The 19,593-nt window shown below is 62.8% G+C and carries 19 protein-coding genes; 12 read left to right on the forward strand and 7 right to left on the reverse strand.

Annotated elements, in window-relative coordinates:
* The first annotated feature begins 263 nt into the window (after positions 1-263).
* The 3 genes from GXY33_10695 (at position 264) to GXY33_10705 (ending at position 1,618) form a co-directional block, all read left to right on the forward strand.
* Entirely contained in the window at positions 264-827 is a 564-nt protein-coding gene (locus GXY33_10695) for an alpha/beta hydrolase (GenBank protein ID NLX05600.1), read from the forward strand.
* Between the two features lie 211 nt (positions 828-1,038).
* Positions 1,039-1,251 (forward strand): hypothetical protein, encoded by a 213-nt coding sequence (locus tag GXY33_10700; protein NLX05601.1) that lies wholly within the window; start codon positions 1,039-1,041, stop codon positions 1,249-1,251.
* A gap of 67 nt (positions 1,252-1,318) precedes the next feature.
* The gene (locus GXY33_10705; protein ID NLX05602.1) at positions 1,319-1,618 is read left to right on the forward strand and encodes a hypothetical protein; all 300 of its coding nucleotides are present in this window, start codon (positions 1,319-1,321) and stop codon (positions 1,616-1,618) included.
* 77 nt (positions 1,619-1,695) lie between these two features.
* On the opposite strand, the gene murD is transcribed toward GXY33_10705, so the two are convergent.
* A complete protein-coding gene (gene murD, locus GXY33_10710; protein ID NLX05603.1) occupies positions 1,696-3,156 on the reverse strand; it encodes a UDP-N-acetylmuramoyl-L-alanine--D-glutamate ligase in 1,461 nt (486 codons plus the stop codon).
* A gap of 220 nt (positions 3,157-3,376) precedes the next feature.
* Positions 3,377-4,312 (reverse strand): orotidine-5'-phosphate decarboxylase, encoded by a 936-nt coding sequence (pyrF, locus tag GXY33_10715; protein ID NLX05604.1) that lies wholly within the window; start codon positions 4,310-4,312, stop codon positions 3,377-3,379.
* A 257-nt stretch (positions 4,313-4,569) separates the two neighbouring features.
* Here pyrF and GXY33_10720 point away from each other — a divergent pair, with 257 nt between their 5' ends.
* The gene (locus GXY33_10720; protein NLX05605.1) at positions 4,570-6,381 is read left to right on the forward strand and encodes an ATP-binding protein; all 1,812 of its coding nucleotides are present in this window, start codon (positions 4,570-4,572) and stop codon (positions 6,379-6,381) included.
* Positions 6,382-6,392: 11 nt separating this feature from the next.
* On the opposite strand, the gene GXY33_10725 is transcribed toward GXY33_10720, so the two are convergent.
* Genes GXY33_10725 through trpS form a run of 3 tightly spaced genes read right to left on the reverse strand, consistent with a single transcriptional unit; the run spans position 6,393 to position 9,035 of the window.
* The gene (locus tag GXY33_10725; protein NLX05606.1) at positions 6,393-7,127 is read right to left on the reverse strand and encodes a hypothetical protein; all 735 of its coding nucleotides are present in this window, start codon (positions 7,125-7,127) and stop codon (positions 6,393-6,395) included.
* Positions 7,124-8,044, reverse strand: a complete 921-nt coding sequence (locus GXY33_10730; GenBank protein ID NLX05607.1) for a segregation/condensation protein A — start codon at positions 8,042-8,044, stop codon at positions 7,124-7,126. Before GXY33_10730 ends, GXY33_10725 begins: the two co-directional genes overlap by 4 nt.
* A gap of 19 nt (positions 8,045-8,063) precedes the next feature.
* Entirely contained in the window at positions 8,064-9,035 is a 972-nt protein-coding gene (trpS, locus tag GXY33_10735; GenBank protein ID NLX05608.1) for a tryptophan--tRNA ligase, read from the reverse strand.
* Positions 9,036-9,318: 283 nt separating this feature from the next.
* Here trpS and GXY33_10740 point away from each other — a divergent pair, with 283 nt between their 5' ends.
* From GXY33_10740 to rnhA, 3 genes are all read left to right on the forward strand, one after another.
* Entirely contained in the window at positions 9,319-10,272 is a 954-nt protein-coding gene (locus tag GXY33_10740) for a hypothetical protein (GenBank protein ID NLX05609.1), read from the forward strand.
* A gap of 11 nt (positions 10,273-10,283) precedes the next feature.
* Positions 10,284-12,287, forward strand: coding sequence for a TonB-dependent receptor (locus GXY33_10745; protein NLX05610.1), 2,004 nt, complete (start codon positions 10,284-10,286; stop codon positions 12,285-12,287).
* Positions 12,288-12,371: 84 nt separating this feature from the next.
* Entirely contained in the window at positions 12,372-12,866 is a 495-nt protein-coding gene (gene rnhA, locus GXY33_10750; GenBank protein ID NLX05611.1) for a ribonuclease HI, read from the forward strand.
* A gap of 33 nt (positions 12,867-12,899) precedes the next feature.
* On the opposite strand, the gene GXY33_10755 is transcribed toward rnhA, so the two are convergent.
* On the reverse strand, positions 12,900-13,367 hold the full coding sequence (locus GXY33_10755) for a universal stress protein (GenBank protein ID NLX05612.1): 468 nt from the start codon (positions 13,365-13,367) through the stop codon (positions 12,900-12,902).
* A 132-nt stretch (positions 13,368-13,499) separates the two neighbouring features.
* Positions 13,500-14,321 carry a prepilin-type N-terminal cleavage/methylation domain-containing protein gene (locus tag GXY33_10760; protein NLX05613.1) on the reverse strand — a complete coding sequence of 274 codons (822 nt, stop codon included), beginning with the start codon at positions 14,319-14,321 and terminating at the stop codon, positions 13,500-13,502.
* Positions 14,322-14,557: 236 nt separating this feature from the next.
* On the opposite strand from GXY33_10760, the gene trpB reads away from it, so the two are divergent.
* The 5 genes from trpB (at position 14,558) to GXY33_10785 (ending at position 19,578) form a co-directional block, all read left to right on the forward strand.
* The gene (gene trpB / locus GXY33_10765) at positions 14,558-15,781 is read left to right on the forward strand and encodes a tryptophan synthase subunit beta (protein NLX05614.1); all 1,224 of its coding nucleotides are present in this window, start codon (positions 14,558-14,560) and stop codon (positions 15,779-15,781) included.
* 15 nt (positions 15,782-15,796) lie between these two features.
* Positions 15,797-16,609: a tryptophan synthase subunit alpha gene (locus tag GXY33_10770; protein ID NLX05615.1), complete on the forward strand. Its 813-nt coding sequence runs from the start codon at positions 15,797-15,799 to the stop codon at positions 16,607-16,609.
* 67 nt (positions 16,610-16,676) lie between these two features.
* On the forward strand, positions 16,677-17,681 hold the full coding sequence (locus tag GXY33_10775) for a zinc-binding alcohol dehydrogenase (GenBank protein NLX05616.1): 1,005 nt from the start codon (positions 16,677-16,679) through the stop codon (positions 17,679-17,681).
* A gap of 104 nt (positions 17,682-17,785) precedes the next feature.
* A complete protein-coding gene (locus GXY33_10780) occupies positions 17,786-18,841 on the forward strand; it encodes a Gfo/Idh/MocA family oxidoreductase (protein NLX05617.1) in 1,056 nt (351 codons plus the stop codon).
* Positions 18,838-19,578: an SDR family oxidoreductase gene (locus GXY33_10785; protein ID NLX05618.1), complete on the forward strand. Its 741-nt coding sequence runs from the start codon at positions 18,838-18,840 to the stop codon at positions 19,576-19,578. The genes GXY33_10780 and GXY33_10785 overlap by 4 nt, the downstream gene beginning before the upstream one ends.
* The last annotated feature ends 15 nt before the right edge of the window (positions 19,579-19,593 follow it).

Raw genomic sequence — 19,593 nt, forward strand, 5'->3', positions numbered from 1 at the left:
ACATCCGAGAGGAGTGGACGATCGAGACCGAACCGGGATACCGGATCCCGTTCTATTTTCTTCGACCGCTGCGCCAGGACGGTCCGCTCCCGCTGGTGATTACGCCACACGGACACGGCAAGCTGGGCAAATCCACCTATGTCGGTATCTGGCACACCGAGGAGGAACGGACGAGTATCGCCGAAGGCGAGCGCGACATCGCCCTGCAAGCCGTTCGGGCCGGGTGCGTAGCCATCGCCCCGGACATGCGGGCCTTCGCGTCGATGCGGATGAAGCAACAGCGGGACGAGGACGCCTGCAACTCCTGCCGCACGCTCCAGATGCACGCCCTGCTCTTTGGGCGGACGCTGATCGGCGAGCGGGTCTGGGATATCGGACGCCTCATCGACTACGCTGCCACCCGGCCCGAGGCGGACCTGACCCGCGTGGCGGTCACCGGCAACTCCGGCGGTGGTACGGTCAGCCTCTTCGCCTCAGCCTGCGACGAGCGGATCGCCCTGGGTATGCCCTCCTGCTACTTCTGCACCTTTGAGCACTCCATCGGCAGCATTCGCCACTGCGAGTGCAACTATGTGCCCGGTATCATGACGCTCGGCGAGATGTACGACGTGGCGGGCCTGATCTGCCCCCGCCCGCTGCTGATCGTCGCGGGCAAGGAAGATGCGATCTTCCCCATCGATGCCGTCCGCTTTGCCCACGAACAGGTCCGCAAGGTCTATCAGGCCGCCGGCGTGCCGGAACGCTGCCGCCTCTCGGTTGGCGAGGGCGGCCACCGGTACTACAAGAAGGACGTCTGGCCGTTCGTGAGGGAGTTTTTCGGTGACTGACCGAGTGCAGGGCTTGGTTATAAGTAATGATTGGGCACCATTGGTAATGTTTGTGATGACGGGGCCTCGCAGTCGTGCCGGAGTTGTCTATAGGTGAAGTTAATATCTGTACTTCTGAAAAAACCTTGCCCCATTTTTCGCTTGACGGCCCGCAGTGGCCCTGTATACTTGGGGGCGACATCAAGCCCAGGCTAAGTGGCGGAGAGCTACGATGAAGCGCAGACTGATCACGTGGTTGCTGACCCTCTCGGCCAGCATGTTCGTCCTTCCCTTCGGTTCCTGTGTCCAGGCGTCGTTGGATGGGGTCGTCCAAAGCGTCGAGCCCTGTGACTTCCTGAACTGCCAGGATCCGCGGTTTTTCGATCCGTGCCGGTTCCTCCAGTGCAACCGCACCGGCAGGCCGATCACGCTGACCGGCGAATAAGCCGAACGGGCGACGCTCGAAACCACCCTAAACGCTTGAGGCCCGTTCAGTTACGAAAGGAATGGATATGAGAAAGCGAACCGGTGTTCTGGCCCTTTTGATCCTTGCGGCCGTCATGCTCACCGCTGCGCCCGGCTGCAACCTGTTCGGTGTCTTGCTGAATAACGTCAGCCCGGGCGACATACTGAACCTCGGTCAACTTGGACAGGTCGATCTGGCGGGTTCGCGCAACCTGTTTATCCCCGAGTGGCCCGACTACGACAAGGATCCGTTCTGCCAGATCCCGGGCTTCTGCGGGCCGAACATCTTCTACCCGAGCAGCAGCGCTCCGGACGCCGGAGAGCCCATCAGCACCTACGGCGAGTAGACCAGACGCCCTCGAAAAAGCAGCGGCCGATGCAGGTTTGAAGTCTGCATCGGCCGTTTTCTTATCGGCAGGGGGGATCAACTGGCCGCCATTGAGCCGTTGAGTTCCGAAACCAGCTCCCGAAAGCGCTGCCCGCGGGCCTGGTAGTTCTCGAACATGTCCCAGCTGGCACAGCCGGGGGAAAGCAGGACACAGTCACCGGGGCCGGCTACTCTGGCCGAGTGGCTGACCGCTTCCTCGAGCGAGGCCGCCTCGGCGGCATCACCGCCGAACTGGCGGACCATGGCCGCGATCCGCGGACCGGTCTGGCCGAGGGCCACCGTCAACTTGGCCCGCCGGGCCAGGTCGCGGGCGAAATCGGACAGGTCGAGCTGCTTGTCGTAGCCGCCGACGATCGCGATCGCCGTACCGCTGGGAAACGCCCGCAGGGCGACAATCCCCGACTGTGGCGTGGTGGATTTCGAATCGTTATACCAGCGGGTTCCTTCAATTTCCGCCACGAGTTCCAAGCGGTCCGCCAGCCCCTTGAAGCGGCGAAGGGCTGCGCCGATCCTCGCCGGGCTGACTCCGGCCGCGAGGGCGGCGGCGCTGGCGGCTGCGGCGTTCTGCAGGTTATGCTCGCCGGGGATCGCCATTTCGCTGGCGGCGATGATCCGCTCGGGCTGCCCGTTGAGGCTCGAACTGAGTATCCAGCCGTCGACGTTCTGGGTCAGCGTCACCTGGTGGGAATTGACCGCCATTCCGGCTTCAGCGCGGGCGAAATGCCAGAGCTTGACCTCGCCGGGCATCAACTGCTCGATGGTCCGGCAATTCGCGTCGTTGGCGTTGGTGATCAGCACGTCGCCGGACCTCTGGAAGCGGGTGATATTCGATTTGGCCTCGATGTAGCTTTCGAGGCTGTCGTGCCGATCCAGATGGTTCGGGAAGATGTTGGTGACCAGGGCGATCTCCGGGCTGTACTCAATCCCGGCGATGTCTTCGAGCTGGAAACTCGAAAGCTCCAGGATGACCAGATCGGTTTCCTGGATATGGGCGACGTCCTCCAGGAGGGACTTGCCGATGTTCCCGCCCAGCCACACGTTGGTGAAGCCAAGCCCCTTGTCCCGCGAGGCCAGCGCCTCGCGAAGGATAGTTTCGATCATGGCCACCGTCGTGCTCTTGCCCACCGTCCCGGTCACCCCGAGCACCCTGGCCCGGCAGCGGTCCAGGAACAGGTTCATTTCGGAGGTGATTGGGATATTCTTCTGGATGGCGAGCTTGAGGTATCGCGAGTTCTTGGGCACCGCTGGGCTGACCACCACCAGGTCCGTATCGGTGAAATCGGCCTCGATGTGGCCGCCAAGATGCATCTGGACGGGAAGGTCGGCGATGCGGGCGATCGCGTCCTTGAGCTTGGCCTCAGGGGCAAGGTCCGTCACCGTGACCTCGGCACCCTGCGCGACGAGGAACCGCACCGCTGAGATCTGGCCTCCGAAGTGGCCCAGTCCCATAACCGTCACCCGCGTACCGACGAAATGTTCGGGTGGAAACGACATCATCCGACCGCCTCCGCTGTGTCCACGGATCGCCGCTCAACACGGCGTTCTGATGTTCTTATCGTCGCGGCGAGGCGGAATCATGAAGGCGGATCCACCTACCGTCCGTGGTGCAGCGTCGCGAAAGACTGCCGATGGGGAATCCGTTGTGCGATCGTGATGCGTCTTGCCGCTCGATTTCCGGACCGACGACGGATATAGTCTACCAGAACTTTTCCGCCGCTCAAGCCAGAGCCGAGTTGATTTCCTGCTTCATGTCGATGATGGCCTGCTCCACCGACTTCTCCCAGGAGGACAGGTCTTTGTACTTCTCGGTCTCGTAGGCGTAGATGATGCTGCGGGTCGCGGTGACGATGGCCCCCGTGCCATCGGGCTTGAAGCACGCCTTGGCGGCCTCGGCGGTTCCGCCCTGGACGCCGTAGCCGGGCACCAGGAAGATCGAATTGGGCATCACCGAGCGCAACTGCGAAGCGGCTTCGACGTCGGTCGCCCCGACCACCGCCCCGATGCAACTGTAGCCGCTTTGGCCCTTGTACTTGTCCTGACCCGCCACCCGGGCCAGCATTTCCGCCACATGGGTATAAAGCTTTTTGCCATCGGCACTTGTGAAATCCTGAAGCTCGCGGGCCTCGGGATTGCTGGACCGGACGACCACGAAGAGGCCCTTGCCTTGTTCGGAGGCGACGTCGATGAACGGCTGAAGGGCACCGATCCCAAAGTAGGGGGTGACCGTCACGGCGTCGGGAGCCACGAGGTTCTCCATGTTGGTGAACTCGGGGTTCGATAGGTGCCCCTCGGCGTAGGCCTCAACGGTTGACGAGATGTCGGATCGCTTAATATCGCCAATAATTTCCAAACCGAGACTGTCGGCTTCTTCGACGAGGCTGTAGTAGGCCTCGATGCCTTCCCAGTAATACTTCTCAAAAAAGGCGATATTGATCTTCACCGCGGCGACGTGCGGGGCGACGATCCGCAGGACTTTAGTCGAAAACTCGAAAATGGCATCGATGGCCGATTCGGTATCCAGTTCGTCGTTGAGTTCCTTACTCTCGCGGATGGCCAGAGGCAGGCGATTATAGACCGGGTCCAGACCCACCGCGATCGGCGAGCCCTTCGCCTTGATTCCTTCAACGAGACGATCAGCAAAATGGTTTGACACGTACCTACCCTCTTGTATGGGACCGGTTCTCGTCCACTAAGTTTCCATCTTTGCCTTCGAAACTATAACTATTTACGTACAGCCACGCAAGGTCAATTGGGGAATTGAAATAAAATTTTACTTTTCGCCATCTTACCCCAAGTCCCAGCGGTTGCCGAACTTATCGGACGTCCAAGTGAACGGCCGCCCCGGATCGTTCGATACATTATATAATTAGATATTCTGCAATCCCGGCATCTTTTGGAGGGGACCTGCGAATGGACCTGTTGACCGCCACCGCCGTCGAAGTGGGCAGTGTTGTTGAAGTATCCGGCAACGAGATCCGGCTGAAGCTGACCCCGGAATTCCTGGAAGCCGCCCGGAGCGAGCACATCGGCCAGCCGGGGGCCTATATCCTGGTTGCGGTCGGCGAACTCAACGTGGTGGGGCTGATCAATTCCCTGCACTTTGATGAAGCCGCCGGCGAAGGGGCCATGACCGTCCAATTGTTCGGCCAAATCCGCGGTGACCGGTTCTCCCGCGGCGTGGACCAGTACCCGGTTATCCACGACCGGGCCCGGCTACCCGAGGAGGAGGATCTGGCCGCGATTCTGGGCGGCGACACCCAGGAGGACCCCGACAAGGTCAACGGGCACCTTCTGCTGGGCCGTTCGGCGATCAACAGCAAGTATCTGACCTACCTGAACACCAAGCACTTTTTCAGCAAACACGTAGCCGTACTGGGCAACAGCGGCGCCGGAAAGAGCTGCACGGTGGCCCGGATCATCTCCCAAGCGATCCGTTCGCCCCACTCGCAGGTCATTCTCTTCGACCTGCACGGCGAGTACCGCCAGGCGTTTTCCGACGACGACGGCAAGCCGCTGCCCAACGTCACGTATCTGAGCGACAAGGACATGATCGTTCCGTACTGGCTGCTGCGCTACTCGGAGCTCGAGGCCCTGTTCGTGGACAAGTCGGACCCGCGGCTGATCGCCAACCAGAGTTCGTTCCTCAAGGAGGCCCTGCGGAAGCTCAAGAGAGGGTCGGCCAAACGTCTGAACCTGCTGGAGAGCTACACCGTCGATACGCCCATCCATTTCTCGATGGAGCACCTGCACACGCACGCGGAGAATATGAACCAGGCCCGGTTCGTGCTCAACACCGAGCGTTACGCCTTCGCCCGCAGTTCGCTGCGGAGCCTGCCTCCGAACGAACAGGAGGAGATCCTTCTGACCCAGAAGGCCCAGTTCAACCAGGGCAACGCGGAGGGCGAGATCCCTCACGCTCTCTACTACCAGAAGCTGATCGGCATGATCGACCGCATGGAGCACCGGCTCAACGACTGCCGCTATGACTTCCTGCTCCGGCCGGTCAAACACGCCCGGGACTCCAAGCTGTTCGTCAGCAACTTCCCGCAGATCAAGGAGGAGCGCGAGGACTGGTCCGAGGTAATCGACTGGCTGATCCGCCTGCTGCTCGGACAGCTCTCAGTCCGCAAGAACCTGACGATCGTGGACCTCAGCTCCATCCCGTTCGACATCGTGGACCTGACCGTCGGACTGCTCACGCGGGTGGTCTTCGACTACAACTTCTTCAGCGTGCCCGCCGAACGGCGGCCGGTGGTCATGGTCTACGAGGAGTCCCACAACTACATTCCTCGCGAGGACAAGGGCGACAGTTTCGCCCGCAAGGCGGTCGAGCGGGTGGCCAAGGAAGGGCGGAAGTACGGCGTCAGCGCCATGGTCGTCTCCCAGCGGCCGGGCGAACTGTCGCACACCGTGCTGAGCCAGTGCAACAACCTCGTGGTCATGCGCCTCAACAACCCCGAAGACCAGCAGTACGTGACGAAGGTCGTCTCCGACCAGTTCGCCGACCTGGTCAAGATGCTGCCGGTTCTGCGGCCGGGCGAGGGCTTCGTGATCGGCGACAGCGTGCCGCTGCCCATGCGGACGCTGGTCACGCTGCCGGAGCGCACGCCGGCCAGCGCCGACGTTGATTTCGTCGAGGTCTGGTCCAACGGCGACAGCGGCGAGGAGATGTACCACGCCATGAGCCGCTGGTTCAAACAGACCCGTCCGGAAGAGGGCTAGGCGGGCGGGACCTACTCGGCACGCTTGAGCCCCAGCAGACGCATCACCGGCCGGCGGATCAGGAAATAGGGCCGGCTCAGGACGCGGTGCAGGTTGATTGCGGTTGATCGTCTCTCGCTTCGTTGTCGTTCCTCATCCGTCAGTTGGTCCGGCCGCAGGCGACGCTTGTGTTTGAGCAGGTGATACCAATCCTCCCGCTGCAACTGCCGCAGGACGAAACGCGTTAGAAAGAACCGCCGACGCGGCGCGTAGCTGATCTGAAAGTCGATCAGATGCCCCCGGCCGTCCTCACCCAGCAGAATGTTCTCGGGTTTGTTCAGGTCGACGTACGCCACGCCTCGCTCGTGGACGGCCTGGAGCGTATTGGCAAGTCCCGCGAAGAAGTCATCGGCGACCGTCGCCTTGCGCCTCAGCGGTCCGCCCGGCACGAATGCATGGACAAACCCGGTCTTCCCCACCCGTCCGAGGTACTCGGGTATGCCTTCGATTCCCGCCAGAAGCCGGTAGAGCCGGGTCTCGTGGCCGACCTGGAGCCGGCCGGTCCAGCCCATCGGCAGCCCGAAGAAACGGCGCACGCGGTAGATCTTGACCACCACCTGCCGACCCTGCCCCTCATACAGACCCGTGGCTGCGAAGAAATCGTACTTAAACGTCTGAACCTTCCGATAGGCGACGGCGTCCAGCGTCACCGAATTTGGCATGTCCGGCTCGTAGAGTGCGTAGAACTGTCGCTGCACCCAGTTCATGGCTGCGGATCGTCGTCGGTCGTTTCCGGTGTCTCAGCCTCGTCCTGGCCGGGTTCCTCCATTTCCGTCTCATCCGAAAGGGGAGGTTCCACAATGGCTTGCGGTTCAGCCTGCGATTCCTCGTGCGCGGCCGTCTCGGGTGCCTCAGCCGGCTCCTGGTCGGTGGGCGCCGCCGCCTGCCCGTCGTCCGGGATCTCCACCCTCAGATAGATGTAGATCTCCGAAAGCGGCTCGTCCTGCTCGATCTGGATCATTCCCTGGCGGATCAGCTCCAGCATGGCGATGAACAGGCCGATCATTTCGACCCGCCGTTTGCGACCCTCGAAGACCCGCGAGAACGTCATCGGCCCTTCGCGTTTCAGCCGGTCCACGATGTCCGCCTGGTACAGCGCCAGCGGCGTATCGTCCTCGCCCGCGTCGTGGATCGGCGGACCCGCGAGCGTCTGCTGCAGGAGCCGCCCGAACGCCTCCACCAAGTCCCAGATCTGCACGTCCTCGAGTTCGAGTTCCTCGGCTCCGACCTGCGGCAGCACCGGCACGCGGGCGAATTTCTGCGACTGCTCATCCGCCGCTTCGCCCAGCCACGACGCCGCGTCCTTGAACCGTTTGTACTCCAGCAGTTGCCGGACCAGTTCGGTCCGCGGGTCCAGGTCGTCGCCGTTTTCTTCCTCGGTTTCCGGCTCGCGCGGCAGCAGCGTCCGGCTCTTGATCTCCATCAGCGTGGCCGCCAGCACCAGAAACTCGCCGGCCAGGTTCGGGTCCAGCTCCTGGAGGTAGCGGACGTACGCCAGGTACTGGTCCGTGATCCGGGCAATCGGGATGTCGTAGATGTCGACTTCCTCTTTGCGGATCAGATACAACAGCAGGTCCAGCGGACCGTTGTAGATATCCAGCTCAACCCTGTAGTCGTCGCTCATGCCTCGCTTCGCCCGTCGCCTATGACGTGTATTGCATTCCCGTCGCCTCGCGGACCTCTCGCAACGTCGGCTCGGCCAGGGCCCTTGCCCGCCGCGCCCCGTCCTGCAGGACGCTCTCGACGTAGGCCGGGTCCTTCTCCAGTTCCGCCCGCTTTTCGCGGTACGGCTGGAAGTATTCGACCAACAGCTCGATCAGCCGTTTCTTGGCGTGGCCGTAGCCGGTCCCGCCCTGGCGGTACCGCTGTTCCCATTCCGTCCGCTCACTCGGGTCGGCCACCAGCCGCAGCAGGGCCATCACGTTGCACCGGTCCGGGTCTTTCGGCTCCTCCAGCGGCGTGCTGTCGGTGACGATCGACATGACCTTCCTCTTGATCGTCTTGGGGTCGGCGAAAATCTCGATGGTGTTATCGTAGCTCTTGGACATCTTCTGCCCGTCCAGCCCCGGCACCACCGCCGTCGATTCGAGTGTCCGCTCTTTGGGGATCACCAGGATTTCGCCGTAGGTCTGATTGAATTTCTGGGCGATGTCCTGGGTCACCTCGATGTGCTGCTTCTGGTCCTTGCCCACCGGGACCAGCTCGGACTTGTAGATCAGGATGTCCGCCGCCATGAGCACCGGATAGGCGAACAGGCCGTGATCGGCGGGGATGCCGCGCTCCAGCTTCTCCTTGTACGAGACGCACCGTTGGAGCAGGCCCATGGGGGTGATCGTCGAGAGGATCCAGCTCAGTTCCGTCACCTGCGGCACGTCCGACTGGCGGAAGAAGATCGTCCTGGCCGGGTCCAGGCCCAGCGCCAGGTAGTCCAGGGCCACGTCCTGCGTATATCGGACCAACAATTCCGGGTCCCTGAGGGTGGTCAGGGCGTGGTAGTTGGCGATGAAGTAGAGACCCTCATGCTCCCGCTGAAGCTCCAGATGCTGCTGCATCGCGCCGTAGTAGTTGCCCAGGTGCAATTTCCCGGACGGCTGTATTCCCGATAGCACTCGCATTGGACTCGGTCCTCCTGCAACCAAACCCATATTGTAGCGGCTGAGGCCGGCCATATCACCAGGTTTTGGCCGACAAATCGCAAGGGCTGGGCCGGATGCCCCAGCCAGGCAGCCGGCGAGTCCGAACCCGGCGGTCCCGCTGCCAGCACTGAAAACGGCCCTGTCGGGACAGGCCGCGGCGACGTTTCATTGCTGCAACAGATCAACTGGAGGAGGGGCTGGCGATTGCCGATACTTTGATCCTGAGGCAATGCTCAAGGTTTTCCGCCAGAGAGGGCAAGCTATGGCGAGGCCGATTTGTTTTCGATGGAGCTGGTTCCTGATAGCCGCCGTGGTCTCGGTGGGCGCCTCGACGCCGCCGGCCACCCAGACCGGCGATCCGGACCGCGTGGTCCTGGTGTCCCCAAAGCACCCGACGTATCTGTCCGCACTGGATACTGTTGAGGCCGACTTGGGCGACAAGGACTTCAAGACGCTTCGGGTCGAAGTGGCCGCAGCACGCGACTGGGTGGATGCGGCTCGGGCGTTCAAGCCGGACCTGATCGTCGTGGCGGGCTCGACCTGCATCCGACCGGTTTTAGACGAGTTTCCGAATGTGCCGGTCGTGTTTACCATGATCCCCAATGCCCTCGACAGCCTCTCCGAGGACGTCAAGACGGACCAGAACCGGGTCTCCGGCGTCACCACCGACATTTCCCCGGCGGCCCAGCTCGCCTGGATCGCCGGCACCTGTCCGGGAGTCAAGACCGTCGGCGTGCTCCACAGCCCATCTTCCCTCAAGACCGTCGAGGCCCTGGTGGCCACGGCCGCCACGCGCGGCATCAAGCTGATTCCGGTCAAAACGGACAAGCAGGATTTTGCCAAGGCCCTTCGCGAACTGAGTGAAAAGGACTGCCAGTCCGTACTCATGCTTCCGGACGCACAGGTCTACACGGCCGCCAATGTCCAGGGCCTTCTGCTCTGGGGTCTGCGCCAGAAACGCCCCGTGTATGCCTTCTCGCCCAACCTGGTCAAGGCGGGAGCCCTGGCCGGACAGTATTCCGAGATCGACGTGGTGGGTCGGCAGACCGCCGACGTCGTCCGCAGAATCCTTAAAGGGGCCGACCCTCGATCGGTCGGCCTGGAGTATCCTCAGCGGATATCCCGGGCGTTGAACCTTCGCACGGCCGACATGATCGGCGTGTCGGTCGACGCCAGCTTCCTTAAGGATCAGACCCTGGTATTCGGCGATAAATAGGTGACACTGACGTGAGCGATCAAACTATGACCAGAGTCGGAATGGTGTGCATGATCCTGGCGGTTCTTTGGCCGCTCCAGACGCCGTTGGGCGCGGCCGAGACACCGGCCTCGTCGCCCGTCCTGGAGGACATCGACCTGTTGACCCTGGAGGTTCCGGTCGTCGTCACCGGCGCCACCCGGCGGGCCCAGAAAATCGAAGATCTGCCGTACGCGGTCAGCGTCATCACCGCCCGGGAGATTGAACTGGCCGGAGCCCGGTCGGTGCCCGACGCCCTGCGTCTGGTTCCCGGCGTGGACGTGGCGGAACTGGCCTACGGCTTCTACTCCGTCTCGCCGCGCGGCTTCTACGCCAACCAGGGCAGCCAGAGCCTTATTCTCGTGGACGGCCGCGAGATCTTCGACTCGTTCCTCGGCGGCACCTTCTGGGGAAGCTGGCCGTTCAAGCTCGAGGACATCGAGCGGATCGAGGTCATCCGCGGGCCGGCCGGAGTCACGTGGGGAGCCAATGCGACCAACGGCCTGATCAACATCGTGACCAAGGATCCGGCCGACCAGCTTGGGTTGACCTTCGACTCGCGGGCCGGCTCACGGGGCGTCAACCGTGAATACGTCGGCTACGGTTTTCAGGACGGGGCTCTGCGGATGCGGGTCTCCGGCGAGCACGAGGGCAGCGATGGGTTCCGCGAGGGCGGATCGCTCCTGCGAGGCCTGAACGACTATTACGAGGCGGGGCGCTTCAGCCTCTATGGGGTCGCCGACCTCGGCATCGACGACACGCTCACCTTCTCGGCCGGCAGCGCACTGGTCGACGGGATCTATCCCACGTCCCTCGGGCACGGGTTCTTCGGCATCCAGAGCCCCGGCTCGCGGGCCAACTACGCCATGGCCCGGTGGGACCATCGCATCGAGCACGACAACGCCTGGAGCCTGACCGGCTACATCAACGAATTTCACCACAACTTCGGCGGCAACGCCTACGACGTTCAGTACCAGCAGGCGGCCCTGCAGCTCAATCACACCTTCAAACCCGCGGAAAACCACACGCTGGTGTGGGGCGTCGACACGCTGCTCGACCACGCCGACGGATCGAACGCCGATCCGTACTTCCTGGTCCAGAACCACCTGTGGACCGGCAACATCGGCATCTACATTGCCGATGATTGGCGGCTCGCTCCGCAATGGACGTTGAGCCTGGGCGGGCGGGTCGACTATGAGTGCTATGGCGGTTTCGAGCCCAGCGCGAGGGCGGCTCTCTCCTACGAGCCGGACGAGGACTCGCTGATCTACGGAGCCGTCTCGCGGGCCTACAAGATGCCCGCAGCCGGCCTGCGCTACATCAACATGCAGCTGCTCAACGGCCTGATGCACATGCAGGCGGACAAGGACATAGCCAACGTCCACCTGCTGGCCTACGAACTGGGCTACCGCCGCCGGAATATCGCCGATTGCGTCGATTTCAACGCCAACGTCTACTGGCACGAGTACAACCATACGGGCGCGTTTTCCACTCAACTCGGCTGGCCCGAGCTGATCCTGACGAATTTCAGCGAGGCCGGCGCGTCCTCCACCTACGGCGTGGAACTGGGCTCCACCTGGAGGCTCAGCGAGAAACTCACCGCTCAGGCCAACTACACCTTCCAGATGCTCAGTTGGCGGGCCGATGACGCACCCGATTTTTCCCTGGCCGTCGAGTCGATCACGCCGCCCAAGCATAAGGCCATGATCGGCCTGAACTACAAGGCCACCGAGGACTTGACGCTCTCCTCTCACGCCTACTACGTCGATGCCGTCCGGACCCCCAATTCCGACAATCCCTTCGGCACCCTCTCGGCCAGTCCGTACATCCGCCTCGACCTCCGCGCCGAGCACGAGTTCTGGAACGATCGGGCTTCCATCGCGGTCGGCGTCAGCAACCTCCTGGACCCCGGCCACTACGAGGGGCGCAGCAAGTTCTACGCTCAGGCCGAAGTCCCGCGGATGGTCTACGCCGAGCTGCGCATCCACTTCGATTGATCCGATCATCGCCGCGGACTTGCCTCAAGCGGGCCGGCCTCCTATCATAGTCGCACTTTTGTTGCGATCGATCAGGAGAACCCGGTGAAAGAAGTGACCATCCATACCGACGGCAGCAGCAGGGGCAATCCCGGTCCCGGCGGCTATGGCGTCGTCCTGCGCCACGGCGCGACCCGCAAGGAACTGGCCGGCGGCTTTCGCCGGACCACCAACAACCGCATGGAACTGCTCGCCTGCATCGTGGCCCTGCGGGCCCTCCGCGAGCCCTGCCAGGCCGAGATTCACAGCGACTCCCAGTACGTGGTCAACGGTGTGACAAAGGGCTGGGCCAAAAGCTGGCGAAGCCGCGGCTGGCGAAAGGCGGACAAGAAACGCCCGGAAAACGTCGATCTCTGGCGAGAACTGCTCGACCTGCTCGAAAAGCACGAGGTCCGCTTCCACTGGCTTCGCGGCCACGCCGGCCATCCGGAAAACGAGCGCTGCGACCAGCTCGCCACCCGCGCCGCCGACCAGCCGGATCTTCCGCCCGACCAGGGCTACGAAACCGCCGGCTCCGCCGCCGAGTTGTTTGGCGACTGACGCGGCCGCAACCGCGCCGATGACCGCCGGCCGCTACGGCATGACGAACTCGTGCTCCGCGGCGCGGCAGGTCAGGACCGGGCAGGGGGCCTTGCGGACCACCCGTTCCGCCACCGAACCCATCAGGACGTGGCGCAGCCCCGACCGCCCGTGCGTCGCGATCACGATCAGGTCGATCGCCTGCTCGCGGGCGTAGTGGATGATCTCGATAAACGGCCGGCCCGTGACCACCTTGGCCACCAGCTTGGGCGCTTCGGCCAGGTGCTCGCCCACGAACTGCTGCATCTGCGCCTCGGTCGAACGGAGCAACTCGTTGGGGTCCGGACCCACCGGCACCCCGTCCGGCCCCAGGGCCAGCCAGTAGTGATACGCCTCATCCACCACATGCAGGCAGTGGAGCTGGGCGTCGAACTGCCGGGCGAATTCCTGGGCATACTTCAACGCCGCCAGGGACAGTTCCGAAAAATCCGTCGGATAAAGAATCCTCGCCAGCTTGATCATCATGCCTCTCCTGCCTTGGTTCAAATCGCCCGGCCCGCGACGGAACGCCCCGTACCGGTTGAGTATATGATATCTCAAACTCCTTTTCCGTCCAGCGTAAACTGACAGGAGCGGCGGACGGCTGGCTCGCGGCTAATCGTCCGGAAAGGCTTCGCGAAGCGGAATGAAATCCTCCTGGTCGAGGGCTTTGAAGAAGAGAAAGGCGAAATCGTCCCGTTCCGGCATGGTGTTGCGGTAGTACCCGCGCCAGTAGTCGGACTCCCGCACCGGCACCGCCGCGGCATGGCCGTCCGAGTAGGCGACGTTGACCACGTACGGTCGAACATGGGGCCAGCAGTCCGTGCCCCAGTCCCACAGGTCATAATCGCCATATCGAGGAATGAGAATGTCCGCGGTCATCGCCAGCGGGTATTCCAGAGCGCCGTACTGGATCTTGCTGAGCCAGTCGACGTCGGCGCCGGTGATGTACTCATACTCATACCCGTTTCCTGTCTTCTGGCCGAACACCCGGTACAGATAGCTGGTGAAGCGATAGTTGGGGTAATAACGAGTCTGCTCCCATCCGTAGGGGTAGGTGAAATACGGCTCCCGTTGGCTCGGACAGAACAGAACCTTCGGCTCGACCAGAAAGCCCGTGGCGAACAGCAGCCCATGACCTGTCCAATGACCCGAGGCAAAGACCTCGAAGGTCAATGACGCGTTCTGTCCCTCGTGGCCTGGAGGAAAGCGGTCGTCATACTCGCCGGCGTACGCAACCAGCGCCACCGCCGTCTGGTGCTGATTGCTCAGGCAGATCGTCCGTCGGGCCTGTTCGCGAGCCTGCGACAACGCGGGAAGCAGTATCGCCACCAGCACCGCGATGATCGCCACCACGACCAGAAGCTCGATCAGCGTGAACCCCTTCGTCCGCCGCTGAGACCTGCGGCCGCGGACGAAAGGCCTCAAGAACGGCATACGGCTCGTCTCCATGGGACGCCCACCCTCACTCCTGCGACGCAAGCCATATTACATGATACCCGCTGTACACCAGAATACCAATCCCCTTCCTCCGAGCCTCCGTGCACCGGGTGTGCCCGACATACACCGCTCGGTTCTCCTTCCCGCTCGTTCTGCGTGCCAGTCCTTTTTCCTTGACGGGCCGCCCGGCTGGGGCCTACCATTAGCACTTCTTCTGACGGAGACCAACGATCATGCAGCCTGCGGCGGCCAAAACCGTGCCCGACGAGAAGGGACGCTTCGGACCCTTCGGCGGGCAGTTCGTGCCCGAGACGCTCATGGGCGCTCTCGAGCAGCTCGACCGGGAATACCGGCGGGCCAAGGACGACCCGGACTTCCACCGTGAGCTCGATTGGTACCTCGAACACTTCGTCGGCCGTCCGAGCCGGTTGTATCACGCCCGCAACCTCAGCCGTCGGCTGGGCCAGGCCAAGGTCTACCTCAAACGCGAGGACCTCAACCACACCGGCGCCCACAAGATCAACAACACGCTCGGCCAGGTCCTGCTGGCCCTGCGAATGGGCAAGAAGCGCATCATCGCCGAAACCGGAGCCGGCCAGCACGGGGTCGCCACCGCGACCGCCGCCGCCGTCTTCGGCCTGCCCTGTGAGGTCTACATGGGCAGCGAGGACATCCGCCGCCAGGAACTCAACGTCTACCGCATGAAACTGATGGGCACGAAGGTGGTGCCTGTCGAGTCCGGCCAGCGGACCCTCAAGGACGCGATCAACGAGGCCATGCGGGACTGGCTGGCCACCGTCGAGACCACGCACTACGTGTTCGGCTCGGTCGCCGGTCCGCACCCGTTCCCGATGCTCGTCCGCGACTTCCAGTCGATCATCGGGCGCGAAATCCGCCAGCAGATGCAGGCCGCTGAGGGGCGGCTGCCCGACGTCTGCATCGCCTGCGTGGGCGGCGGAAGCAACGCCGCCGGCATGTTCTACGACTTCATCGAGGACAAAGCCGTTCAACTGATCGGCGTCGAAGCCGCCGGTCACGGCATCGCAAGCCGGCTCCACTCCGCCAGCATCAGCGCGGGCACGCCTGGTGTGCTTCACGGATCCTACAGCTACGTCCTGCAGGACGGCGAGGGCCAGACGCTGCCGGTCCACTCGGTGGCCGCCGGCCTCGACTATCCCGGTGTCGGCCCGGAGCACTCATATTGGAACGAGACCGGCCGCGTCGAATACGTCAGCGCCACCGATGACGAAGCCATCGAAGCCTTCAGATTGCTCTCCTCGACCGAGGGCATCATCCCCGCTCTCGAGTCGGCCCACGCCGTGGCCTACGCCCTCAAGCTGGTCCCCAAGCTCAAGAAGGACACGCTGGTGGTGGTCAACGTCTCGGGGCGGGGCGACAAGGACTGCATGGAAGTGCTGCGGGTCGAGGAACTCAAGGGCAAACAATTGCAGGGCTGAGGCCGGGAATACGCGATGAACCGCATTGACGCTGCTTTCAACGAGCTGAACGAGAACGGTCGCAAGGGCCTTTTCCCCTTCATCGTCGCCGGTCATCCGGACCTGGAGACGACGATCCGGCTGATTGCCCGCTTTCAGGAACTGGGCGCATCGGGGATCGAGGTGGGCTTTCCCTTCACCGACCCGGTCGCCGACGGTCCGGTCATCCAGACCGCCTTCAACCACGCCCTCGACGCCGGCGTCACCGTCGAGAAGATCTTCGACGCCTTTGGCAAGGCCCGCGACCGGATCCGCATTCCGCTGCTGGCCATGGTCTCGGTCTCGATCGTCTTTCGCATCGGCGTCGACGCGTTCCTCGACCGCGCCGGCGAGGCGGGTTTCTCGGGCCTCATTATCCCTGACCTCTCGTTGGAAGAGGCCGCCACGGTCAAGGAAAAGGCAGAGGCCCGCGATCTGCGGCTGGCCATGCTCGTTTCGCCGACCAGCCCTACGGGCCGCCAGGACCGGATCGCCAAGACCGCTTCGGGTTTCATCTACTACATGTCGGTGGCTGGAGTGACCGGCGAGCGGACCAAGCTCCCGCCGGAACTGGCGGACAACGTGCGGCGGCTCAAGGACGTCTCGGGCATGCCCGTCCTGGTCGGCTTCGGCATCAAGGATCCCGATCAGGTGCGGCAGGTCTGCTCCGTCGCCGACGGGGCCATCGTCGGCAGCGCGTTTGTCCGGCGGATCACCGACGCCGTTGCCGCCGGCGCCCCATCCGAACACGTCGTCGATCAACTGAGCCTCTATCTCAACGACCTGCTAAGCGGCCTGCCTGACGCGTGATCTCTCACTTGCCTCGCCACCGCGGGCCGACGCGGAACGGACGGAGCACCCAAGGCAGGAGATACCGATGACCGGATACTACATCATCTTCGAATCGGTCGGCAGGGCGGTGCTCAAGGAATTCGAGGTCCGGAAGCCCAAAGCGGGGGAAGTTCTCCTGGAAAACCACTACACCGTGGTCAGCGCGGGCACGGAACGGGCCAACCTGCTGAACCTGCCGAACACCTCGATGCAGTTTCCCTACTATCCCGGATATTGTGGCGTCGGACGGGTGATCGCTGTGGGCGAAGGGGTCGAAAACGCCCGGATCGGCGACCGCGCCCTGGCGAACTTCTCCGGTCACCGTTCGCACGCCATCCAGAAAGCAGCCGGCCTGACCGTGGTCGATGACGACCGTATCGAGTTGCTGGACGCGGCGTTCGTGGTGATCGCCGCGATGGCGTTGCAGGGCGTCCGCAAGCTCCGGCTCGAGTTGGGCGAATCCGTGATGGTGATCGGGCTGGGGTTGCTCGGCGTCTTCGCCGCCCAACTGGCGGCCCTCGACGGGGCGATCCCGGTAATCGTCTCGGACTTCGACCGCAAACGGCGCGAACTGACCCTGACGCTGGGGGCGGACCATGCCTTTTCGCCGGATGAGGATGACCTTCCCGAGAAAGTCAGGGAGCTGACCTACGGCAAGGGGCCTGATGGCGTCGTTGAGGTAACCGGCGCCGCCGCGGCCCTCCAGCAGGCCCTGGCCTGCGTGGCGTGGAAAGGGCGGATCAGCCTCCTCGGCTGCACCCGCGTCTCCGATGCCAATATCGATTTCTACCAGCACGTGCACAAGCGAGGCGTCTCCCTGATCGGAGCCCACACCTTCGTGCGGCCGGAGGTGGAGTCCTCGCCGGGCTATTGGACCGCCCAGGACGATTTCCGTACGTTGCTGGCCCTGATCGCCGCGGGCAGGCTCAAGGTCCGGCCGATCGTCTCGGAAGTTGTCTCGCCGCGGCAGGCCCCGGGAATCTACCGGCGACTGGCTGACGAGAAGGACCCGCCGCTCGGCATCGTCTTCGACTGGACCGGAACCAGATAGAGAGCGAAACCACACCTGGGAGATGAGTTTGTGATCCACGCCCCGGTCAAGAAGGAGAACCGCCAATTCCATTGGCTCTGACCAAACGCCGGAATGGAAATCCGATGAACAGAATCAAAATCGGCCAGATCGGTATTTGCCACGAACACGCAGCGGCGAAAATCAACACGTTGAGGAAGATGTCCGACGTGTTTGAAATCGTCGGCATCGTGGATGACAGGACTTCGACGGCGGCCAGGTTTGTCGGCGGCGACCTGAAACCCTACGAAGGCTTGAGGTGGATGACGGAGGAGGAACTGCTCAACGCTCCCGGGCTTCGGGCGGTGATGGTCGAGACCGCGAATACCGATCTGGTGCCGACTGCGATTCGATGCATGCAGCACAACCTGGCTATGCACATGGATAAACCGGCGGGTGAGGATCTCGAACTGTTCCGCCGGCTGCTCGAAGGCTGTCGGCAGCGACAACTTTCGCTCCAGATGGGCTACATGTTCCGCAACAACCCAGTCATGCGGTTCTGCCGCAAAGCCGTTCTTGAAGGATGGCTGGGCGAGATATTCGAGGTTCAAGCCGGCATGAGCCACAACTATGGCGGTGACGCCTACCAGGACTACCTCGGCAAATTCAAGGGCGGCATCATGTTCAACCTGGGATGCCACCTGATCGACTTTGTCGTTTCGCTGCTGGGCCGGCCCGAGCGAATCACCCCGTTCCTGAAATCAACCGCGGGTCTTCCCGACCACGTCAAGAACAACTGCCTGGCGATACTGGAGTATCCTTACGCGAGCGCAGCTCTGCACGCGTGCAGCCTTGAGGTCGACGGATTGAACCGCCGCCGCCTCAAGATCTGCGGGACGAAAGGTTCGACCGATTTGTGCCCTCTGGAGCGGTTCGACGGCCAGCCGTTGCGGATGCATGTAACGTTGCTGGAGGGCAATGCGGAGTACTCCGCCGGAACGCACATCGTGGATTTCGGAATACAGCGCGACCGCTACCAGGAGCAGTTGCTGGAACTGGCGAAAATCATCAACGGCGAAATTCAGAATCCCTATACGTACGAACATGACTGCCTCGTACAGGAAGTCACACTTGCCGCGGCTGGATATGTCGAGTGGAATGAGTGCCACTCCGTTTCGCATCGCAGGAGAGACTCGCTATGAGATTCAAGAACGACGTTGCCATCATTACCGGGGCGGCCTCCGGCATGGGACTGCTTACGGCGCAGAATCTCTGCAACGAAGGAGCGATAGCCGTTCTTACCGACACCAACCGGGACGCGGTCGAAGCCTCAGCGGAAGACATCCGTCGCGCCGGCGGACAGGCGATGGGACTGCAGGTCGACGTGCGCTGCTATGACCAGGTCGAGAAGGCGGTGGCGGCGGTCCTGGCGAAGTACCAAAGGGTTGACATGATGCTCAACTTCGCCGGCGGAGCCGAAACGCGGGTGCGGCATCGCCATGAACCGTTCCACGAGCTTCCCATCGAGGTGATCGACTGGGGCCTGGACGTCAACCTCAAGGGGGCGGTGTATTTCTGCCGGGCCGTACTGGGGACGATGATCCGGCAGAAACGCGGTGTGATCATCAATCTCGGTTCGGTCACTGGAGTGGAAGGGTCCGCCTACGCGGTCAACTACAGTGCCGCCAAGAGCGGACTCATCGGATTGACAAAGTCGCTGGCATTGTGCGGAGCCCCTCACGGAGTTCGAGCGTGCTGCGTCTCGCCCGGCCCGGTTTTGACCAGACCGGAGATGGCGAACATGAAAACGCGTCTGGGACGTGCAGCCGAGCCGCAGGAAATCGTCGACCTGATTCTGTATCTTTGTTCCGACAAGGCCGCGTTTATCACCGGGTCCAATTACATGATCGACGGCGGCCGAACCTGTGGCGGCATATGAAGCAGGGCCTTTCAT

The sequence above is a fragment of the Phycisphaerae bacterium genome (assembly GCA_012729815.1).
Lineage (GTDB): Bacteria > Planctomycetota > Phycisphaerae > JAAYCJ01 > JAAYCJ01 > JAAYCJ01.

Excerpts from the sequence above, each read along its gene's own strand:
- GXY33_10695 (NLX05600.1), top strand. The coding sequence starts at position 264 with ATGCGGATGAAGCAACAGCGGGACGAGGACGCCTGCAACTCCTGCCGC.
- GXY33_10700 (NLX05601.1), top strand. The coding sequence starts at position 1,039 with ATGAAGCGCAGACTGATCACGTGGTTGCTGACCCTCTCGGCCAGCATG.
- GXY33_10705 (NLX05602.1), top strand. The coding sequence starts at position 1,319 with ATGAGAAAGCGAACCGGTGTTCTGGCCCTTTTGATCCTTGCGGCCGTC.
- murD (NLX05603.1), bottom strand. The coding sequence starts at position 3,156 with ATGATGTCGTTTCCACCCGAACATTTCGTCGGTACGCGGGTGACGGTT.
- GXY33_10720 (NLX05605.1), top strand. The coding sequence starts at position 4,570 with ATGGACCTGTTGACCGCCACCGCCGTCGAAGTGGGCAGTGTTGTTGAA.
- GXY33_10725 (NLX05606.1), bottom strand. The coding sequence starts at position 7,127 with ATGAACTGGGTGCAGCGACAGTTCTACGCACTCTACGAGCCGGACATG.
- GXY33_10730 (NLX05607.1), bottom strand. The coding sequence starts at position 8,044 with ATGAGCGACGACTACAGGGTTGAGCTGGATATCTACAACGGTCCGCTG.
- trpS (NLX05608.1), bottom strand. The coding sequence starts at position 9,035 with ATGCGAGTGCTATCGGGAATACAGCCGTCCGGGAAATTGCACCTGGGC.
- GXY33_10740 (NLX05609.1), top strand. The coding sequence starts at position 9,319 with ATGGCGAGGCCGATTTGTTTTCGATGGAGCTGGTTCCTGATAGCCGCC.
- GXY33_10755 (NLX05612.1), bottom strand. The coding sequence starts at position 13,367 with ATGATCAAGCTGGCGAGGATTCTTTATCCGACGGATTTTTCGGAACTG.
- GXY33_10760 (NLX05613.1), bottom strand. The coding sequence starts at position 14,321 with ATGCCGTTCTTGAGGCCTTTCGTCCGCGGCCGCAGGTCTCAGCGGCGG.
- trpB (NLX05614.1), top strand. The coding sequence starts at position 14,558 with ATGCAGCCTGCGGCGGCCAAAACCGTGCCCGACGAGAAGGGACGCTTC.
- GXY33_10770 (NLX05615.1), top strand. The coding sequence starts at position 15,797 with ATGAACCGCATTGACGCTGCTTTCAACGAGCTGAACGAGAACGGTCGC.
- GXY33_10775 (NLX05616.1), top strand. The coding sequence starts at position 16,677 with ATGACCGGATACTACATCATCTTCGAATCGGTCGGCAGGGCGGTGCTC.
- GXY33_10780 (NLX05617.1), top strand. The coding sequence starts at position 17,786 with ATGAACAGAATCAAAATCGGCCAGATCGGTATTTGCCACGAACACGCA.
- GXY33_10785 (NLX05618.1), top strand. The coding sequence starts at position 18,838 with ATGAGATTCAAGAACGACGTTGCCATCATTACCGGGGCGGCCTCCGGC.